The sequence below is a fragment of the Bifidobacterium aquikefiri genome (genome assembly GCF_002259795.1).
Lineage (GTDB): Bacteria > Actinomycetota > Actinomycetes > Actinomycetales > Bifidobacteriaceae > Bombiscardovia > Bombiscardovia aquikefiri.
The window spans coordinates 198,456-215,025 of record NZ_MWXA01000002.1; the positions used below are offsets into that span (position 1 = coordinate 198,456).

General features: G+C 53.3%; 11 protein-coding genes and 1 pseudogene. 8 read left to right on the forward strand and 4 right to left on the reverse strand.

The genetic code is table 11. From position 1 onward, the window contains the following. Position 1: 1 nt before the first annotated feature. Genes BAQU_RS01575 through pknB form a run of 5 tightly spaced genes read left to right on the forward strand, consistent with a single transcriptional unit; the run spans position 2 to position 7,736 of the window. A complete protein-coding gene (locus tag BAQU_RS01575; RefSeq protein WP_094692294.1) occupies positions 2-1,546 on the forward strand; it encodes a PP2C family protein-serine/threonine phosphatase in 1,545 nt (514 codons plus the stop codon). Then, positions 1,546-3,060, forward strand: a complete 1,515-nt coding sequence (locus BAQU_RS01580; protein WP_094692295.1) for an FtsW/RodA/SpoVE family cell cycle protein — start codon at positions 1,546-1,548, stop codon at positions 3,058-3,060. The genes BAQU_RS01575 and BAQU_RS01580 overlap by 1 nt, the downstream gene beginning before the upstream one ends. Continuing rightward, the gene (locus BAQU_RS01585) at positions 3,053-4,513 is read left to right on the forward strand and encodes a peptidoglycan D,D-transpeptidase FtsI family protein (RefSeq protein WP_094692296.1); all 1,461 of its coding nucleotides are present in this window, start codon (positions 3,053-3,055) and stop codon (positions 4,511-4,513) included. The genes BAQU_RS01580 and BAQU_RS01585 overlap by 8 nt, the downstream gene beginning before the upstream one ends. After that, positions 4,510-5,544 carry a serine/threonine-protein kinase gene (locus BAQU_RS01590; protein ID WP_094692297.1) on the forward strand — a complete coding sequence of 345 codons (1,035 nt, stop codon included), beginning with the start codon at positions 4,510-4,512 and terminating at the stop codon, positions 5,542-5,544. The genes BAQU_RS01585 and BAQU_RS01590 overlap by 4 nt, the downstream gene beginning before the upstream one ends. Beyond that, a complete protein-coding gene (pknB, locus tag BAQU_RS01595; protein WP_094692298.1) occupies positions 5,541-7,736 on the forward strand; it encodes a Stk1 family PASTA domain-containing Ser/Thr kinase in 2,196 nt (731 codons plus the stop codon). Before BAQU_RS01590 ends, pknB begins: the two co-directional genes overlap by 4 nt. A 473-nt stretch (positions 7,737-8,209) precedes the next feature. Here pknB and BAQU_RS01600 read toward each other — a convergent pair whose 3' ends face one another. Then, complete coding sequence (locus tag BAQU_RS01600; RefSeq protein ID WP_094692299.1) at positions 8,210-8,632, reverse strand: sterol carrier family protein; 423 nt, start codon at positions 8,630-8,632, stop codon at positions 8,210-8,212. Positions 8,633-8,774: 142 nt separating this feature from the next. Here BAQU_RS01600 and BAQU_RS01605 point away from each other — a divergent pair, with 142 nt between their 5' ends. Beyond that, a complete protein-coding gene (locus tag BAQU_RS01605) occupies positions 8,775-11,231 on the forward strand; it encodes a glycogen/starch/alpha-glucan phosphorylase (protein WP_094692300.1) in 2,457 nt (818 codons plus the stop codon). 327 nt (positions 11,232-11,558) lie between these two features. Here BAQU_RS01605 and BAQU_RS01610 read toward each other — a convergent pair whose 3' ends face one another. Then, the gene (locus BAQU_RS01610) at positions 11,559-11,852 is read right to left on the reverse strand and encodes a hypothetical protein (protein WP_244568392.1); all 294 of its coding nucleotides are present in this window, start codon (positions 11,850-11,852) and stop codon (positions 11,559-11,561) included. A 193-nt stretch (positions 11,853-12,045) separates the two neighbouring features. On the opposite strand from BAQU_RS01610, the gene BAQU_RS01615 reads away from it, so the two are divergent. Continuing rightward, positions 12,046-12,831 carry a rhomboid family intramembrane serine protease gene (locus tag BAQU_RS01615; protein ID WP_094692355.1) on the forward strand — a complete coding sequence of 262 codons (786 nt, stop codon included), beginning with the start codon at positions 12,046-12,048 and terminating at the stop codon, positions 12,829-12,831. A gap of 373 nt (positions 12,832-13,204) precedes the next feature. Here BAQU_RS01615 and BAQU_RS10560 read toward each other — a convergent pair. Further along, a pseudogene (locus tag BAQU_RS10560) lies at positions 13,205-13,570 on the reverse strand (DUF3073 domain-containing protein); the annotation flags it as partial. 157 nt (positions 13,571-13,727) lie between these two features. On the opposite strand from BAQU_RS10560, the gene trpS reads away from it, so the two are divergent. Next, positions 13,728-14,819, forward strand: a complete 1,092-nt coding sequence (trpS, locus tag BAQU_RS01625) for a tryptophan--tRNA ligase (RefSeq protein ID WP_094692356.1) — start codon at positions 13,728-13,730, stop codon at positions 14,817-14,819. A gap of 7 nt (positions 14,820-14,826) precedes the next feature. Here trpS and BAQU_RS01630 read toward each other — a convergent pair whose 3' ends face one another. Beyond that, positions 14,827-16,434 carry a threonine/serine exporter family protein gene (locus BAQU_RS01630; protein WP_094692303.1) on the reverse strand — a complete coding sequence of 536 codons (1,608 nt, stop codon included), beginning with the start codon at positions 16,432-16,434 and terminating at the stop codon, positions 14,827-14,829. Positions 16,435-16,570: the final 136 nt, after the last annotated feature.

The following is a 16,570-nucleotide window of genomic DNA, read 5'->3' on the forward strand; positions in this document are numbered from 1 at the left end:
TATGACCGATATGACACCAGCTCATGCGTTGTTCCTCTATTCGACTGCGGTTTCCGACATTGGATATGTACGCAGCAATAATCAGGACTCCGCATTCGCCGGTCAACGCCTTGTAGCCATCTGTGATGGCATGGGCGGCCACGCCGGAGGCGACACGGCATCCACAATCGCCGTGCTTTCACTGGCGCATATTGAGCGCGATGACGACGACAACGATGTGCAAGCTGTTGCACGCATGATGGAAACGTCCGTCATGGCAGCGCACGATGCGATCGTTGGCAAGGCAACGCGTGAACGCAAGCTCTCGGGCATGGGGACAACGGTCACCGCGGTTTCACTGGTTGCTGGATACTGGGTTCTTGCGCATATCGGCGATTCCCGAGGGTATTTGCTCCGTGACGGAAAACTGATACGAATGACGCAGGATCACAGCTACGTTCAGCACCTGATCAACACCGGGCGAATCAGCGAAGCCGAGGCGAAGAATCATCCACAGCGCAATGTCGTCATGCGTGTCTTGGGCGATTTCGACATCGATCCACGTCCTGACATATCAATTCGACCTGCAAAGGCTGCAGATCGCTGGATGCTGTGTTCCGATGGTCTGTGCGGAGTACTTGAAGATTCGACCATACAAGAGGTTCTTGAATCGGTCTCGGATCAGGAAGAATGCGCCCAACGGCTGGTAACCATGGCTCTGAAGGCTGGCAGTACAGATAACGTCACCGCAATCATTGCCGATGCAACTCTGGCCTTGGATGCCAATGCCTTCGATCTGCCACATCAGACGCCTCTGATTGGAGGCGCTGCAGGAAGTTCTCTGGAGCCAATAGCCGACATCATTGGCAGTCAGGTCGCCAGTGCGCCTGCCTTGAGGCAGAGCGGCAACAATCCTGCAAGAAGAGCCGCCGCACTGCGCAATCCTTCCCAACAGACACCACAAGGGTCAACTGCACGAGTGGCTCAGCCATCGACCGAACGAGAGGAAAGTGGCCGCAGACTTGTTCCCGATACCGGAGAAATACCTATCGTGCATAAGCAGGATGGCACTTCCAGCGCTGATCCGAACGATCCTGAAGTTGCGAATGCAATTCGCAGCGCACATTATAAGGAACTTCACGAGAAGAAAACCAGGGTTCGGCGCATTCGCGTCACCATAGTCAGCATTCTTGCAGCCGTTCTGCTGTGTGGCATAATCGGCGGATTCGGTGCATACCGTTGGAGTCAGACGCAATATTATCTTGGCGAATCAAACAATACGATGGTCATCTATCAGGGCGTTCCCACAAATTTCTTCGGTTTCAATCTTTCTCATGAAGTCAAGCGAACCAATGTCAAGGTCTCTGCACTGCCAAAGTCATGGCGCGAGCAATTGGCCGAAGGCATCGTCGTATCCAGCATGAGCGAGGCGGAACGCCATGCAGCGCTCATCAAGAGCGAAGCCAAGAGCCTGACGAACGGTACCGCCGCAAGTTCATCCCCGTCATCGAGCTCGACCTCAAGTCCTTCTGCAGGCGCTTCAGGCAGCTCCGAGGGAGGCAAGTGATGATTCGTGCACGCTTGCGTCAGGCATCGTTGATGATTGTTGCGATGGCCATCAGTGGTATATCGTTCTTCCAGATGTTTGAACGCACAACTGGAACGTTTCCAGTTCACTTCGCCATACTGCTGATTATCGTTGCGGCTTTGTTCATCGTGCTCTGGGTTCTCATCAACACGTTTCTGCCATATGCGAGCCAATCCATTCTGCCCTGTGTCATGATTCTCAATGCCATAGGCATTACCATGATCTCCAGAATCGACGTGGGGAACAAGAAGTTGGGTATCAGTTCCGATGCTGGCGACAAGCAGATGATCTGGCTTGCCTGCGCTCTGGTGCTGTGCTGTCTTCTGGTTGTATTCTTAAGAAACTACCGGGTCTTACGAAAATTCTCTTATGTCAGCATGGTCATCGGTATCGTCCTGCTGCTCTCCCCTATGCTCCCAGGAATCGGCCGTGAAATTGGCGGAGCGCGAATCTGGTTGGGCATCGGCAGCCACAGTCTTCAGCCTGGCGAATTCGCAAAGCTGTTTCTTGCCTTCTTCTTCGCCTCGTATCTCTTTGATCATCGCGATCAACTTGCCGTGGGGGGCAAGAAAATACTTGGCATTCGACTGCCCAGAACCCGAGACTTAGGGCCGATCATTGTCGTGTGGGTTGTCTCGATGGGTGTTTTGGTCTTGCAGCACGACCTGGGCACATCGCTGATGTTCTTTGCCATGTTCGTTTCGATGCTCTATGTCGCAACCGGTCAGAAAAGTTGGATCTTTATAGGAGCCGTGTTCTTCGTCATCGGTGCGGTCGCTTCCGCCGTGGTCTTCAGCCACGTTGGTGACCGCGTCACCGCGTGGCTGAATCCCTTCAGCAGCGCCGAATACAACAAGACATACGGTGGTTCAGGCCAGCTGGTGCAGGGCGTCTTCGGTCTTGCGGCCGGCGGGCTTCTTGGCACGGGTCTTGGTCAGGGACATCCATGGATCACACCGCTGGCAAACTCCGATTTCATCTATTCCTCCGTTGGCGAGGAACTTGGGCTCACAGGATTAATGCTCGTGCTGCTGCTCTACCTGCTGATCATCAGTTCCGGCATGATTACCGCAATGAAGGTAACCGATGGTTTTGGCAAGCTTCTGACCTCTGGGCTTGTATTCACGATGGCTTTCCAGGTCTTCACAGTTGTAGGCGGCATCACCTTGGTGATACCGCTGACCGGTCTCACCATGCCTTTCATGGCGGCAGGAGGTTCAAGCCTTCTCGCTAATTTCATTCTGGTGATCTTACTGGTGATTATCTCGAATGAAGCTAACAAACCAGATCCGCAGGTGCTCTCCGACACCTTCCAATATCAGGCATTGGCGGCATTGAGAAAGCATGAGGTCGAAAAGAGCAAGGCCGAGCAGGCAGGTTCCGATACGGCAACCATGGCCATCATTCGGGATCCAGATCCGCAATCAACTGATTCGGCTGATTCCCCACGGCCCAGGGAGCCGAGAACAGTAAGGGGGCATCGCAATGAATAAGAATCTACGCCAGCTCTTTACCGCTGTTTTGGTGCTCTTCGTCGTGCTTGGATTCTCGACGACACTGCTCATGACGGTCCGAACGAATGCACTCAACGCCGATCCTCGAAATACGCGAGCGCTATATCAGGAATATGGTCTGCCCAGAGGATCCATACTTGCGTCAGATGGCACTGTTCTCGCCGAATCCGATGCGGTCAATGATTCATTCCAATATCAGCGCAAATATTCCAATGGCGCTGTGTATGCCCCAGTCACAGGCTATTATTCGATAACATCACGTGCCGATCGAGGCATCGAGGCATCAAGTAACGAACTGCTGAGTGGACAATCCGACAGCCTCTGGTGGGAGCGTTTCAAGTCACAACTCACCGGAACCCAGAATCGCGGCGCTTCCATAGAGACTTCCATCAGCACCAAGCTTCAGACCTTGGCATACAAGCTGTTGGGGACTCAATCCGGATCGGTTGTGGCGATTGAGCCCAGCACCGGCAGAATCCTTGCCATGGTAAGCACCCCTAGCTACGATCCGAACGTGCTGGCAACGCATAACTCTCAGAATGCAGCCAAGGAATACACCTCATTGGCGTCGAATACCGACAATCCCATGCTGAACCGTGCAATCAACCAGTATTATCCGCCGGGGTCAACCTTCAAGGTCATCGTGGCCGCGGCAGCTCTCGAGAGCGGAAAATACGACACGACCACCGAGATTCCCGCAGGTAGTTCATATACCTTGCCAGGCACCAGCACGAACCTGACGAATGCCACATCCACCGGAAACGGTACGGATGGCAAGATCACGCTTGACGATGCACTTGCATATTCCTCCAACACGGCTTTCTCGCAATTGGGTGTCAGCCTTGGCCAAAATACACTTGCCAGCCAAGCGGAGAAATTCGGCTTCGGCTCTTCAATGATTCTTGATGGCAGCACCGCGACAGGCCTACCTATGAAATCTACAGCTTCCAACTTCCCTGACACAACGACGAAAGACAAGCTGGCACTTGCTTCCATCGGTCAGGGCGACAATGTGGAGACTCCTTTGCAGAACGCCATGGTTGCCGCAGCCGTCGCGAACGGCGGAAAGCTCATGAAGCCCACAATCGTCGATCGTGTGCGGGCGAGCGATCTCAGTGTGCTGTCAAAGACATCGCCACAGGAGTATTCACAGGCCTTCTCGTCGGGCACTGCTTCAAAACTCACGTCCATGATGGAGGATGTGGTTACCAAGGATGCCCCTGAACTTGCCATAAGCAATGTCAAGGTGGCAGCCAAGACCGGCACTGCGCAGATCGGCTCCGGTGGTTCGAACGACGCTTGGACCATAGGTTTTGCGCCTGCGGAAAATCCAAAGATTGCCGTCGCCGTTGTTGTCCATAATGTGACAACGTATGGTGTTGATGCTGCTGGCCCGATCATGCAGCAGATAATGAAGGAGGCGCTGCAATGAGACTGGTCGAAGGGCAGCTCATACACCGCCGCTACCGTCTGGATCAGCGTCTTGCACAGGGTGGCATGGGCGAGGTGTGGAAAGGGTACGACATCGAGCTCGGCAGAACCGTTGCGATCAAGGCATTGCGCGGCGATGTGGTGCAGGAAGAGGCCAAGCTGCGCCGTCTACGAGTAGAGGCACATAATTCTGCCAATCTGGCTCATCCGAATATCGCTGCCTTATTCGAGTATTACGAACATGACGGCATCGGCTTCCTGATCATGGAATATGTGCCGAGTAAATCACTCGCACAGATATATCAGGAATCCGGTGCCTTGGATCCTACGGAACTCCTGCCGATACTCATTCAGACTGCTCGTGGACTATTCGTCGCCCATTCGCACGGTGTAATTCACCGCGATGTGAAACCTGCAAACATCATGGTTTCCGACAGCGGAGAGGTCAAGATAACCGACTTCGGAGTCTCTTATTCCACAAATCAGGCGCAGATCACTCAGGATGGGATGGTCGTAGGCACCGCACAATACATTTCGCCAGAGCAGGCACAAGGCTTCCAGGCAACCGCACGATCCGACATCTATTCACTCGGCGTCGTTGCTTATGAAGGTCTGTGCGGGCACCGCCCCTTCACCGGAGCAACTCCGGTTGATATCGCGGCAGCCCATGTGAATGAACCGGTACCTCCATTGCCCGATTCGACAGATATGCAGCTTGCAGGATACGTCATGTCAATGTTGGCGAAAGATCCGAATGATCGTCCAACGGATGCCCTGAGCGTGGCACGGACGCTTGCCAGAATCCAAAGAAGACTGCTGGATCAGCAGACCATGGATACTGAAATGATTTTCCAACCCGGTTCTAGACTTCCCCGTAAGGTTGTGAGTGCCCCGCATTCAGTGCGGAATATGATGCAGGCAGCATGGCGCGCAACAGGTCACACGGACGCTTCCCAAGCTCCGATAGCGGACCGAATTGGCAGATACTTGGACACCGAATCAGAGATGTCAAGAAGAGAGGAATCGAAATGAGCACTCCATTGCCGAATTCATTGGCCAACGGTCGCTACGAGCTTGGACAGCTTATCGGTCGGGGTGGCATGGCAGAGGTTCATGTGGCTCGAGATATGCGACTTGGTCGCACCGTCGCCATCAAGATCATGCGTTCCGATTTGACGAATGATGAGATCTTCCTCTCTCGCTTCCGGCGTGAAGCGCATTCGGTCGCACAGCTGAACAACCCCAATATCGTATCAATCTACGATTCCGGTGAGGAGACACTGACGGACGAGGCAGGGCGCAACGAGCGTGTGCCATATCTGGTCATGGAATTCGTTAAGGGACAGACCTTGCGAGATGTGCTGCGTGCCAATGGTGCATTGGGCCAACGCGATGCCGAACAGGTCATGCTCGGCGTGCTGAATGCGCTTGAGTATTCGCATCGCATGGGCATCATCCACCGCGATATCAAGCCCGGGAACATCATGATCAGCGATCAGGGAACGGTCAAGGTCATGGACTTCGGCATTGCCCGTGCTCTCGACGATTCCGCGGCAACAATGACTCAGTCACAAGGCGTTGTCGGTACGGCACAATACCTCAGCCCTGAACAGGCTCGCGGCGAGACGGTCGATGTGCGCTCTGACCTGTATTCGGCGGGTTGCGTGCTCTACGAAATGATTACGGGAAGACCACCGTTCGTCGGTGATTCCGCAGTGGCAATCGCCTACCAGCATGTTTCGGAAGTGGCAACTCCACCGAGCAACATCGTTCCCGGCCTGCCAAAGATGTGGGATTCGATCTGTGCCAAGGCAATGGCAAAGGATCGCAGAAACCGCTATACGACTGCAGCCGAATTCAAGAACGATGTGCTGACTTTCATGAACGGTGGCACACCGGTCGCGGCGGCATTCAATCCTTTGACCGATCTGAGCAACATGCAGGCCCGGAAGAATGCCGAGCAGGGTACGGCCACCGTTGCCATGACTCCGCAGACAGACACCGTCTCGGCAACACAGGCCTTTAATCCTGTGACAGGCCAGTTCGAAGCGGTTCCATCGGCGAATGGCACCGAAAGTCGAGCAGCACAGCGGGCAGCTCAGGAAAAGAAGAAGCGCAAGAAGCGGGCGATCATCATCACGGTCATCGCATTCCTTGCTCTTATCGGTATCGCCGCAGGTGTGTGGGCGGTGTCCAATCAGGAAACGAATGAGAAGGTCACCGTGCCGACCATTACCTCACAGATGTCCGAGGCGCGCGCCAAGGAGCTCATCGAATCCGCTGGTTTGAAGTTCCAGCAGAAACAAGACACCTCTTCTGATCAGGCTGAAGGAACATTCACCAAGCAGAATCCCGCCGGTGGCAAGCAGGTCGCCAAAGGTTCGACCGTCACGGTATGGTTCTCAGCTGGCCCGCAATCGGTTCAGGTACCCGATGTCTCGGGAAGTACTCAGGAGGAGGCCCGCCAGACTCTTGAGGATGCTGGGTTCAAGGTGAGTTCTTCAGCTTCGGTGGAAGACAGCGCCACGATTGCGAAGGATCACGTGACGAGAACCGATCCAGCCGCTGGCAAATCGCTTGAAAAGGGCGGGAGCATCCTGCTGTACATTTCATCGGGTATGACTCAGGTACCGAACGATCTTGTCGGCAAATCGCAGGACGACGTGACCAAGCTGATTCAGGACGAGGGATTGCGTATCGGAAGCATCACCCAGGAGAATTCAGATACCGTTCCATCCGGTTCAGTAACCAGGACCGATCCTCAATCCGGTACGTCCGTTGAGCAGGGAACGACTGTCAATGTGTACGTTTCGAATGGCAAACAGCAGATATCCGTCAGCGATTACACCGGAATGACCTTGAGCGCGGCCAAGGCAGCACTGGACGGAAAGCTGACGGTAAAGGTCAGTGGCCCGAATACAGATAAGGCAAAAGTCACGTCGCAGGATCTGCAGGCTGGCTCCCAGGCAGATAAAGGTGCGACTATCACCTTGACCACGTCTCCTGATTCCAGCGGTCTGACCAAGGTGATCGGCAGCACGGTGCAGCAGGCGGAAGCGACCCTGAAGACCTATGGATATACGAACTTCACCACCCAGTCGCAAGACACATCTGATCCCTCGCAGGCGGGTAAGGTACTTTCAGCCACTCCGGACAGCAACAACAATGTGACGCTGTATGTTGGAGCATCCTCCGATGACTCCAGCGACAGCTCAGGAAACTGAGGGTTTCGAAGTTTTCCACCACAGTCCACCGTCTATCCACAAGTTATGCACATTGTTATGCACACATGTGGATAAACTACATCCGTGTTATTTACATGGAAACGACTGTTCGGGTTGTTGAGACTTGTTGTAGAAGGACTTCTTGAGTTTTGTGACAATTACGAAAGTGGCATCGGTCGAAATCGTTGCAGCTACCGTCGGTATGAAGCCATTTCTCACGCTTCATACTTGTAATTTGCCACAAAACTCAACAATCAGGTGCTGAGAAGCCAACCAGATCAGCAGACGTGGGCTTATTCCGTCATACGATACGAACCGCCTCACATATCGGAATCCACAATCGTTCAAGGTCTTGGTTGTGCTTATGAAGTCACTGTTGTCACATGTTGCGTCACATGAGTCGGTTTCAGCCGTGTTTTTGCTCAGAACCCATCCCAGGAGGCAGAACGCAGACCAAAGAACTCTTTGCGGGCTCACACCAGGGGAAGGAGCCTGCTGAGGTCATCTCGTTCACCAATGGCCGAGATATGGCCAGCTTGCTTCTCCTCTGACCACGTGGTAATTCCGCACGCGAGTCGAAGCCAGACATCCGGTTCCAGCTCGATAACGTCGGGCGGCGTCAGATTATGGGGATCGGAAGCTGGTCCATCGAGAATCTTCACTGCACCCCACGGTGCAACGCGAACCTCGACCCCTGGGCCTGGAGCGCGCAATTGCAGAAGATAGAGGGAGTATCGCACCGACATTGCCCAGACCGCTCTTGGAAGATCAGGGGAGACAAAACGAGATCGCTCCTCTTCGCCCGCCTGTGCAGGGAGCATCCTCCTTGCACCCTCTGCCCACTGTTGCAATGATTGCTCCCCAACAGCAACATCTTTTTCTCGAATCACAGCCATAGGTACTGTTTAGCATGATGTGTTAACTTCATAGAGAGTTTGCCCTCGATTATGCTGATGTGTTTGCGTGGTTCAAGCAATGACGGGCATAATGGGCAGCGTAGCCGTTCGAGATTGTTGCCGTTATGGAAAGAGAGTTTTCATGGTTGATATCACAGCGCCGCAAGCATCCTTGTCTGCTGATGACTTGAGGAAACGAATAACCACGAATTTGCAGGAGAAACAGGGTGTGGAACCCGAAGAGGCAACAGTTGCCGATGTCTATGCAGCAACTGCAGAGGTCGTTCGGGACTACCTCTCCGTTTCCTCGCTTGATGCCAAGAAGCGCATGGTAAAAGGCCACGTCAAAGCAGTAGGCTATCTGAGTGCAGAATTTTTAATAGGTCGTCAACTTTCCAACGCACTGCTCAATGCAGGGCTGACGCAGCAATTTGAAGGTGCCGTCGCAGAGCTTGGATTCAAGGCAAAGGATGTTATCGCGACAGAACCTGAGCCAGGACTTGGCAATGGCGGGCTCGGCCGCCTCGCCGCATGCTATGTGGATTCTCTGGCCTCGCTTGGCGTTCCCGCCTTTGGCTATGGCATTCAATACCGATACGGCATCTTTCGCCAGGAATTCGATGACGAGGGCAAGCAGGTCGAAAAACCCGATTATTGGCTCAGCGAAGGCAATCCATGGGGACATGAGGATGTTGTGCGATCCCAGCGTGTGAGTTTCGGCGGTTCTGTCGTTGATGGTGACGATGGCGCTCGAGTCTGGAAGCCGGCGTGGTCTGTGCGTGCGGTTCCTGTCGATTATCTGGTGCCAGGCTATGATTCAGGCAGAGTCAACACGCTTCGTCTCTGGACTGCGAAGTCATATGATGAATTCGATCTGGCCACCTTCAACCGATCAGATTACATGGGAGCAGTGATTCCACAGGTCAATGCCGAAAACATCACGAAGGTGCTCTATCCCGAAGATTCGACTCCCCAGGGCAAGCGGCTACGCTTGGAACAACAGTATTTCTTCGTTTCCGCTTCGATTCACGACGCAATTCGTACCTTCTATCCGGGCGAGAAGAACCCTGATCTGACTACCTTCCCCGACAAGATCTGCTTCCAGTTGAACGACACGCATCCGGTAATCGGCATTCCTGAGCTGATGCGTGTTCTTATGGACGAGCACGGCATGGATTGGGATGCTGCTTGGAACATCACTCGTAAGACCTTCAACTACACATGCCATACCCTGCTGCCCGAAGCGCTTGAAGTCTGGCCTGCCAAGCTCATCGGCGAGCTGCTTCCTCGTCATCTTGAAATCATCAGGTCCATCAACGCTCAGTTTGTTCAAGAACTTGAGTCCAAGGGCATTGATGATGATGTGATTGATCGTATGCGCATTGCTACAGATGGTCCCGACGGCCAAGTTCGCATGGCATATCTGGCAACGGTTGGCGGGTCGTACGTCAACGGCGTGGCCGCTCTGCATTCGCAGCTTCTCAAGGATGTGACGCTGAAGGACTTCAGCAGCGTCTATCCCAATAAGTTCACCAACGTCACCAATGGTGTGACTCCGCGCCGCTTCATCAAGCTTGCCAATCCTCGCCTTTCCGACCTGATCACCGAAGGTCTGGGAACCGACAAGTGGCTTCATGATCTCGACGAGCTCGAGGGCCTTGTGCCTCTCGCCGATGACTCGAGCTTCGTTGAGCGCTTCCGCAAGGTCAAGGAGGCCAACAAGCAAGACTTTGCCAAGTATGCGAGCGACAAGTTCGACTTCAGCATCAATACCAACACGATGTTCGATTCGATGATCAAGCGTTTGCACGAATACAAGCGTCAGTCTTTGAAGATTCTCGCGGTCATCGCCGAATATGCCGCCATCAAGGATGGGTCGGTGAATGTCGACGAGATTCTGCCACGTTCAGTCTTCTTTGGTGCCAAGGCAGCCCCTGGCTATGCCATGGCAAAGCTCACGATTCAGCTAATCAATAACGTCGCCCGCGTGGTCAACAACGATCCTGCCGTCAAAGGCAAGCTTGCAGTGTATTTCCCGTGGAACTACAACATCGACCTCGCGGAGCACCTGATTCCGGCCACCGAGCTCGATGAACAGATCTCGCAGGCCGGTAAGGAAGCCTCTGGAACAGGCAACATGAAGTTTGCGCTGAACGGTTCGCTTACCGTAGGCACATTGGATGGCGCCAATGTCGAGATTCGTGAGCGTGTCGGTGCGGAAAACTTCTTCCTCTTCGGCATGCAAGTCGAAGATGTCGAGAAGCTCTATGCCGATGGCTACGATCCCATGGAATACGTGCATGCGGATCCACGGCTGCACCATGCCATTGATCTGGTTGCCAGTGGCGCATTCTCCCATGGCGACCGCGATACCTATGCAGCTTTGACATCTGACTGGCTGACTCATGACTACTTCATGACGATGGCAGATTTCACTGCCTACATGGATATTCAGAAAGAGATCGAGGCTACGTATCGCAATCCGGACGAGTGGACGCGCAAGGCCATTCTCAATGTTGCGCATAGCGGTTTCTTCAGTTCAGACCGCTCCATCGAGGATTATCTCACGCGCATCTGGCATACCGAGCCGCAACGCTGAGCCAAATGCGTCATGTTTGCACTCATTGTGAACTTATCAAAGTATCAACAACGATTTTTAGCCTTGAAGGATCGATATATCGTGGATTTCAGGCTTTGATACCTCGATGAGTTCACAATGAGCGCTTGGGTGACTTCTCGGCGCATAAAAAAGGGTCTGGGAACGCGTGCGTTTCCAGACCCTTGCGTTGAAAGCTGCGACAACATTACTGCTGTGTCGCCATCGAACGTTTTGAAGTTATACTATATTTCCGGTCTGAGTCATTTCCGGCCTGAGCCATTCCCAGTCTGAGTCACTCCCAGCTTGGGTCTCATTTCAACTCAGCACTCACTCGTCAGCGGCTTCAGCTGACTTTCCCTCAGCAGCTTCTTCGGTATTCTCTTCCGCCGAGTCAGCATCGGTGCCCTTGTCAGCATCCTCGTCTGCATCAGAATCCTCGTCTTTTTCAGATTCCTTTGCAATTCCCAAATCAACCGGTGAAGAACTGTTCTCCCACGGTTCCTCCCAAGGGTCATAGTCAGGATTCTGCTGCTTGTAAATGTAGAGTCCGACGACACCTGCGAGCAGTGCGCCGAATAGCAGCGCAAAGAATTTCCAGCCGTTTGAAGACTTATTCTCCATGGTGGCTCCTTTCAGCGATGAATGTCAGCCTGCTCTTCCAAGCCAACGCTAGTACTCATCTTAATGGTCTTTATGTGGCGATTACGTGTGAATAGTGTGAAGCGAACGGTAATGTTCGCTTGAAGTTCTCTGTGCGCACAAGGAATCTGGCAGAGTGACGAGCTTTCCATACGGTGTTGTTAGAGTTGTGATTATGCAAAATGGCTTCAACAGGTTTGGCAATTTCAACAACCGCTCACCACTGCGTACTCTGGTGAATCCACAGGAGATTCGCAAGTCCTGGCGCAGTGGCGGTCCGGTCATTACCGGAAGCATCATTGTCGTATGCGTTGCAGTGTGGCTGATTGAGATTATTCTACGTTTTCTCGCCCCAGAAGCTTATATGGATTTTGTCTTTGGAGGGGTTGTCAGTCCCAGTCTTGTCTTGATGAACCCATGGCGGATCTTTACCTCCATGTTCCTTCATTCCACGAATGTACTGCATGTTCTGTTCAACATGATGGCTCTGTGGTCGGTTGGACCGCTGCTGGAACGGCTGATGGGGCATTGGCAGTATTGTGCGCTCTATTTTATCTCGGGCTTGGGCGGTGCTGTTGGTTTGACTCTCTGGGCTGTCATCGAACCAGCCCCTGGCTGGTATACATATGCGCTTGGCGCTTCGGGCGCGATATTTGGGCTCTTTGGCGCGGTTATGGTGGTGTTCCGTAGGGTCGGCGCGGATATCCGCCCCATGCTGATTTGGATTGGCATTAACTTTCTCATGCCTTTTGTCATCAGTGGCATTGCATGGCAGGCTCACGTCGGAGGATTCGTCACAGGCATCGCGCTGACTGAGTTGCTCACCAATGGAATTCCGCGGCTCAAGAGAAAAAGTGTTGCCACACGAATGTGGATATATGGCGGATTCATTGTTGCAGCGCTGATAGTGATTCTTGTGCTATGCAATATGAGCAATCCCAGATTGAATCTTTCGCTGTAGTAATCAAGCCGGATGCGCAAGACGACTCGCGCGCCGTTGCACGCCCAGGCGTCTCACTGAGACGCGCATCCTGGCGTTAAATTAATTGTGAGCAGCATACCCTACCCTACCCCGATCAAGAGGCAGAAGACTCCTTTGCTGCAGGATTCCTCGTCGCCTTGGCTTTCTTGACGACTTTAGCCTTCTTCGTGCGTGTTGCAGTCTTTGCGGCTGATCCAGGACCCGCCTTTGCGCTTGCCTTGCTTCGAGCCTTGGGTTTTGCCTCTTCGCTGGACTTCGACTGAGCATCTAGATCATTGGCGTGACCAGAACTCGTGGCTGTCTTCGACTTTTTGGTGACGGCGACTGGAGATGCTTCGCCATCGTTGCCCCTGCTGCTCCTGTGATGAAGCATACTTGGCACTGGCATAGGTATCGGCTTATGTACCTTAGGCGTTGCAGGGATCTCTCCCGTCGTTGCCTTTGCTGCTGCCTGTGCGGCCCATTTGGCGTAATCATCCAAATCATCATCAACAGGATTCACTTCATCTGCATCATCATTGTAGGAATGGTTATGAGATGAATCCGACTCATCCCGATTATACTTTTTGGAATCCTCGATGAAGGGGTCAACGCTATTCGTATCCGCTTCTTCGTGTCTGAGTTCCTTAGCAAGTTCATCGTAATCGGTATCAGTTGTCAGATATTTGAGCTTACGGGCTATTTTCGTCTGCTTAGCCTTCTGACGTCCGCGGCCCATCCGACCCCCTTCGCCAGCTAGATGCCTGTATTAGGCAATGTATTTCGTAATTTCCATCACATAAGAGGTTACCACCAGTTACGTTGTCTGCTGGAACTTTTACGATAATAGCGAGAATTTTTACACTCTTTGCAAGAACAACACAAGGGACATGCCGATGACGGACGTAGAACAGTTGACTGCAGCTGGCAACGAAATCAGTGCGAGTTTTATCGCTGCAAAGAAGCGATCTGACACGACGCTCGCCGCTTTGAAGGCAAACCCCTCACAGTTCACAATGCTTACGGGAGACCGTCCAACTGGTCGGCTCCACCTCGGTCATTACTTTGGATCAATTCTGGAACGCGTGCAGATGCAGCAGCGCGGAGTCCACACCAATCTGATCATCGCGGACTACCAGGTGATCACCGACCGCGACACCACCGCACACATTCAAGACAACGTCCTGAATATGGTCCTCGACTATCTCGCAGCGGGCATTGATCCAAGCAAGACCATGATCTATACGCATTCGGCAGTCCCAGCCGAAAATCAACTGATGCTGCCATTCCTTTCGCTGATTACGGAAGCAGAACTTCACCGCAATCCGACGGTCAAATCCGAGATGGAAGCTAGCGGTCATGCACTCACCGGACTGTTGCTGACCTATCCGGTGCATCAGGCATGCGACATCCTCTTCTGCAAGGCCAACGTCGTGCCGATCGGCAAGGATAACCTGCCACACGTTGAACTCACGCGCACCATTGCCCGTCGGTTCAATGAAAGGTACAGCCCAAAGCACGAGATTTTCCCGGAGCCATCGGCGATTCTGTCCGAAGCACCTGAAATTCCAGGACTCGATGGTCGCAAGATGAGCAAGTCGTATGGCAATTCGATTCAGTTGGGTGCAACTGCCGAAGAAACCGCGAAACTCATCAAGAAGTCGCCAACGGACTCCGAACGGATGATCACCTTCGATCCCATCGCTCGTCCACAGGTCTCGGCGCTGCTGACGACCGCCGGGCTGGTTACCGGTAGGAAGCCGGAAGAAATCGCCGAGGAAATCGGCAATGGGGGTTCCGGAACATTGAAGAAGTACGTGACCGAGCAAGTGAATGAATTCCTCGCGCCTCATCGCGAGCGCCGTGCCGAATTGGCCAAGGATATGGACTCGGTTCGCGACATTCTCGAGGATGGCAATCGCAAGGCCAACGAAATCGCCGAGCAGACCCTCGACGAGGTCCGTTCCGCCATGGGTATGGTGTACTGATTCCCACTTACTTGTCGTATCTCCACGAACGGTCGGTGATGACTCTGGCCATAGCAAGACCGACCGGCAGACACAGAATGACCATGAAGGCCCTGAACCCCCAGTCGAGAGCTTGAAGTGTGTTGAACTGCCCCAGATAGAACATTGCGCGGTACATATACAGCCCTGGAACCATGATCACAATGGAGGGAACCGTAAGGCAGATGCGAGGATAGCCCAGATGCGGTGGCAGCCATCCCCGTCTGACGGCACTGCGCCAGAATGAAGCCAGAATGCCAGCAATGAAGGCTCCTACAAAGGCCGCGGCTTCCGGCGGCACACCGAATAGGTCCTGTATCTCCAAACGTAAGGTATCCGTGACCGCACCAATGCTGGCTGCCGTCAGGGCCATGCGCTGTGGCGAGTTGAACATGACGGAGAAGCCCCAGACTCCACCAAACGCCATGATGCAGCGAAGCATGCCATTCGTCCAGTCGTTCAAGCCCAATGGCTCGAAGCCTCGCGGATTGAGCATGACTATTCGAGCAACCGCCCAACCAGCCAATGTGGCCATCAGAATGATGGAAAGCGCATAGGTGAGCCGCTGAATACCCGATGGGTAGTCGATCTTGGCAATGTCCAATCCGCCCGTCACCAGTGGAAAGCCAGGTATCACGAACAGCGTTGCGCCAATGTACGCCGTGTCGTGTTCCAACGCGGCGGGATCAAAAAGACCGAAGAGACGCAACGTTCCAACGCATGCCACAGCAGCGAGAGCGACAACGACAAAGGTGACGAAGAACTGATTGATGTGCCTGGCAAGAAGCAGTCTGCGAACATAGTGTCCAACTCCCGCACCGATGAAAGCGCCGAGCATGTCTATGGGCCCGCCGCCGAGCAGAAAGACGAATGATGCGCAGGCAACCGCAGATGCGAACCCTGCAAATTGAGGAGAATACAGCGGATGACGATGTTCGATCGTGTCGAGTCGAGCATGGGCCTCTCGCACGGTGATGGGCTTCGTGCCATGAGCAAATGAATCTGGCTGATAGTGCTCGAAATGTTCCGCATATTCACCGGTGGGAAGCTTGGACGCAAGCTTTTTTCTGTGTTTCTTGATCGCTCGTAGCGCCGAGCCTTCTGACTCCCTGGTTCCCAATGAATCAACCAATTCGGTGGAGATGGATGACTCATGGTGGTAGAGGCTGGTCAGTCCGCAGCGCACGCTGAACCAATCGGCAAAATGTTCAAGCAACCAGATTCTTTCAGTATTCACGCCAGTGGTTGGCAAATCGACAACTTCGGTGATGCGTTCCTTGCCATCGGTGCAGGTAGCCTCGATATCGGTCAGGTTCACATCGGATCGAACATGAACCCCCAATGGGAATGCTATGCGATGCATCATCTCTCTGACGCGAAAGCTTCCGGTTCCTGCGCCAAGATCGAGCATGCCGACCCGAACGATAAGGCTGGTCTTTGCTGCCAAACCGGCATCGGTGACAGGCTTGTCATAGTCTCGGGTGATGTCTTCCATATCCAATGGCAAAGCATGACTATGGTAAACGGAGACCTTGTCTTGGGCCTCTCGCTCCTTGTCACGCCGATTTTTGGCTTTTTCTCGACCTTTAATAAACATTGATCCGAAACTCACCCTTCTATTTGTACTCCTCGGCGTGCATTTCTTGCTCTTGGTTCATTATCCGCAATTCAAGCCCGTTACCATGATTCATGGGCATAGAAAAGTCACGAAAAAGCATACGTTTTCGGGTATA

Bases quoted from the DNA above. Each gene is read 5' to 3' on its own strand.
- BAQU_RS01580 (WP_094692295.1), top strand. From the start codon at position 1,546: ATGATTCGTGCACGCTTGCGTCAGGCATCGTTGATGATTGTTGCGATG.
- BAQU_RS01590 (WP_094692297.1), top strand. From the start codon at position 4,510: ATGAGACTGGTCGAAGGGCAGCTCATACACCGCCGCTACCGTCTGGAT.
- BAQU_RS01610 (WP_244568392.1), bottom strand. From the start codon at position 11,852: ATGGAGAATAAGTCTTCAAACGGCTGGAAATTCTTTGCGCTGCTATTC.
- BAQU_RS01615 (WP_094692355.1), top strand. From the start codon at position 12,046: ATGCAAAATGGCTTCAACAGGTTTGGCAATTTCAACAACCGCTCACCA.
- BAQU_RS01585 (WP_094692296.1), top strand. From the start codon at position 3,053: ATGAATAAGAATCTACGCCAGCTCTTTACCGCTGTTTTGGTGCTCTTC.
- BAQU_RS01600 (WP_094692299.1), bottom strand. From the start codon at position 8,632: ATGGCTGTGATTCGAGAAAAAGATGTTGCTGTTGGGGAGCAATCATTG.
- BAQU_RS01630 (WP_094692303.1), bottom strand. From the start codon at position 16,434: ATGTTTATTAAAGGTCGAGAAAAAGCCAAAAATCGGCGTGACAAGGAG.
- trpS (WP_094692356.1), top strand. From the start codon at position 13,728: ATGACGGACGTAGAACAGTTGACTGCAGCTGGCAACGAAATCAGTGCG.
- pknB (WP_094692298.1), top strand. From the start codon at position 5,541: ATGAGCACTCCATTGCCGAATTCATTGGCCAACGGTCGCTACGAGCTT.
- BAQU_RS01575 (WP_094692294.1), top strand. From the start codon at position 2: ATGACCGATATGACACCAGCTCATGCGTTGTTCCTCTATTCGACTGCG.
- BAQU_RS01605 (WP_094692300.1), top strand. From the start codon at position 8,775: ATGGTTGATATCACAGCGCCGCAAGCATCCTTGTCTGCTGATGACTTG.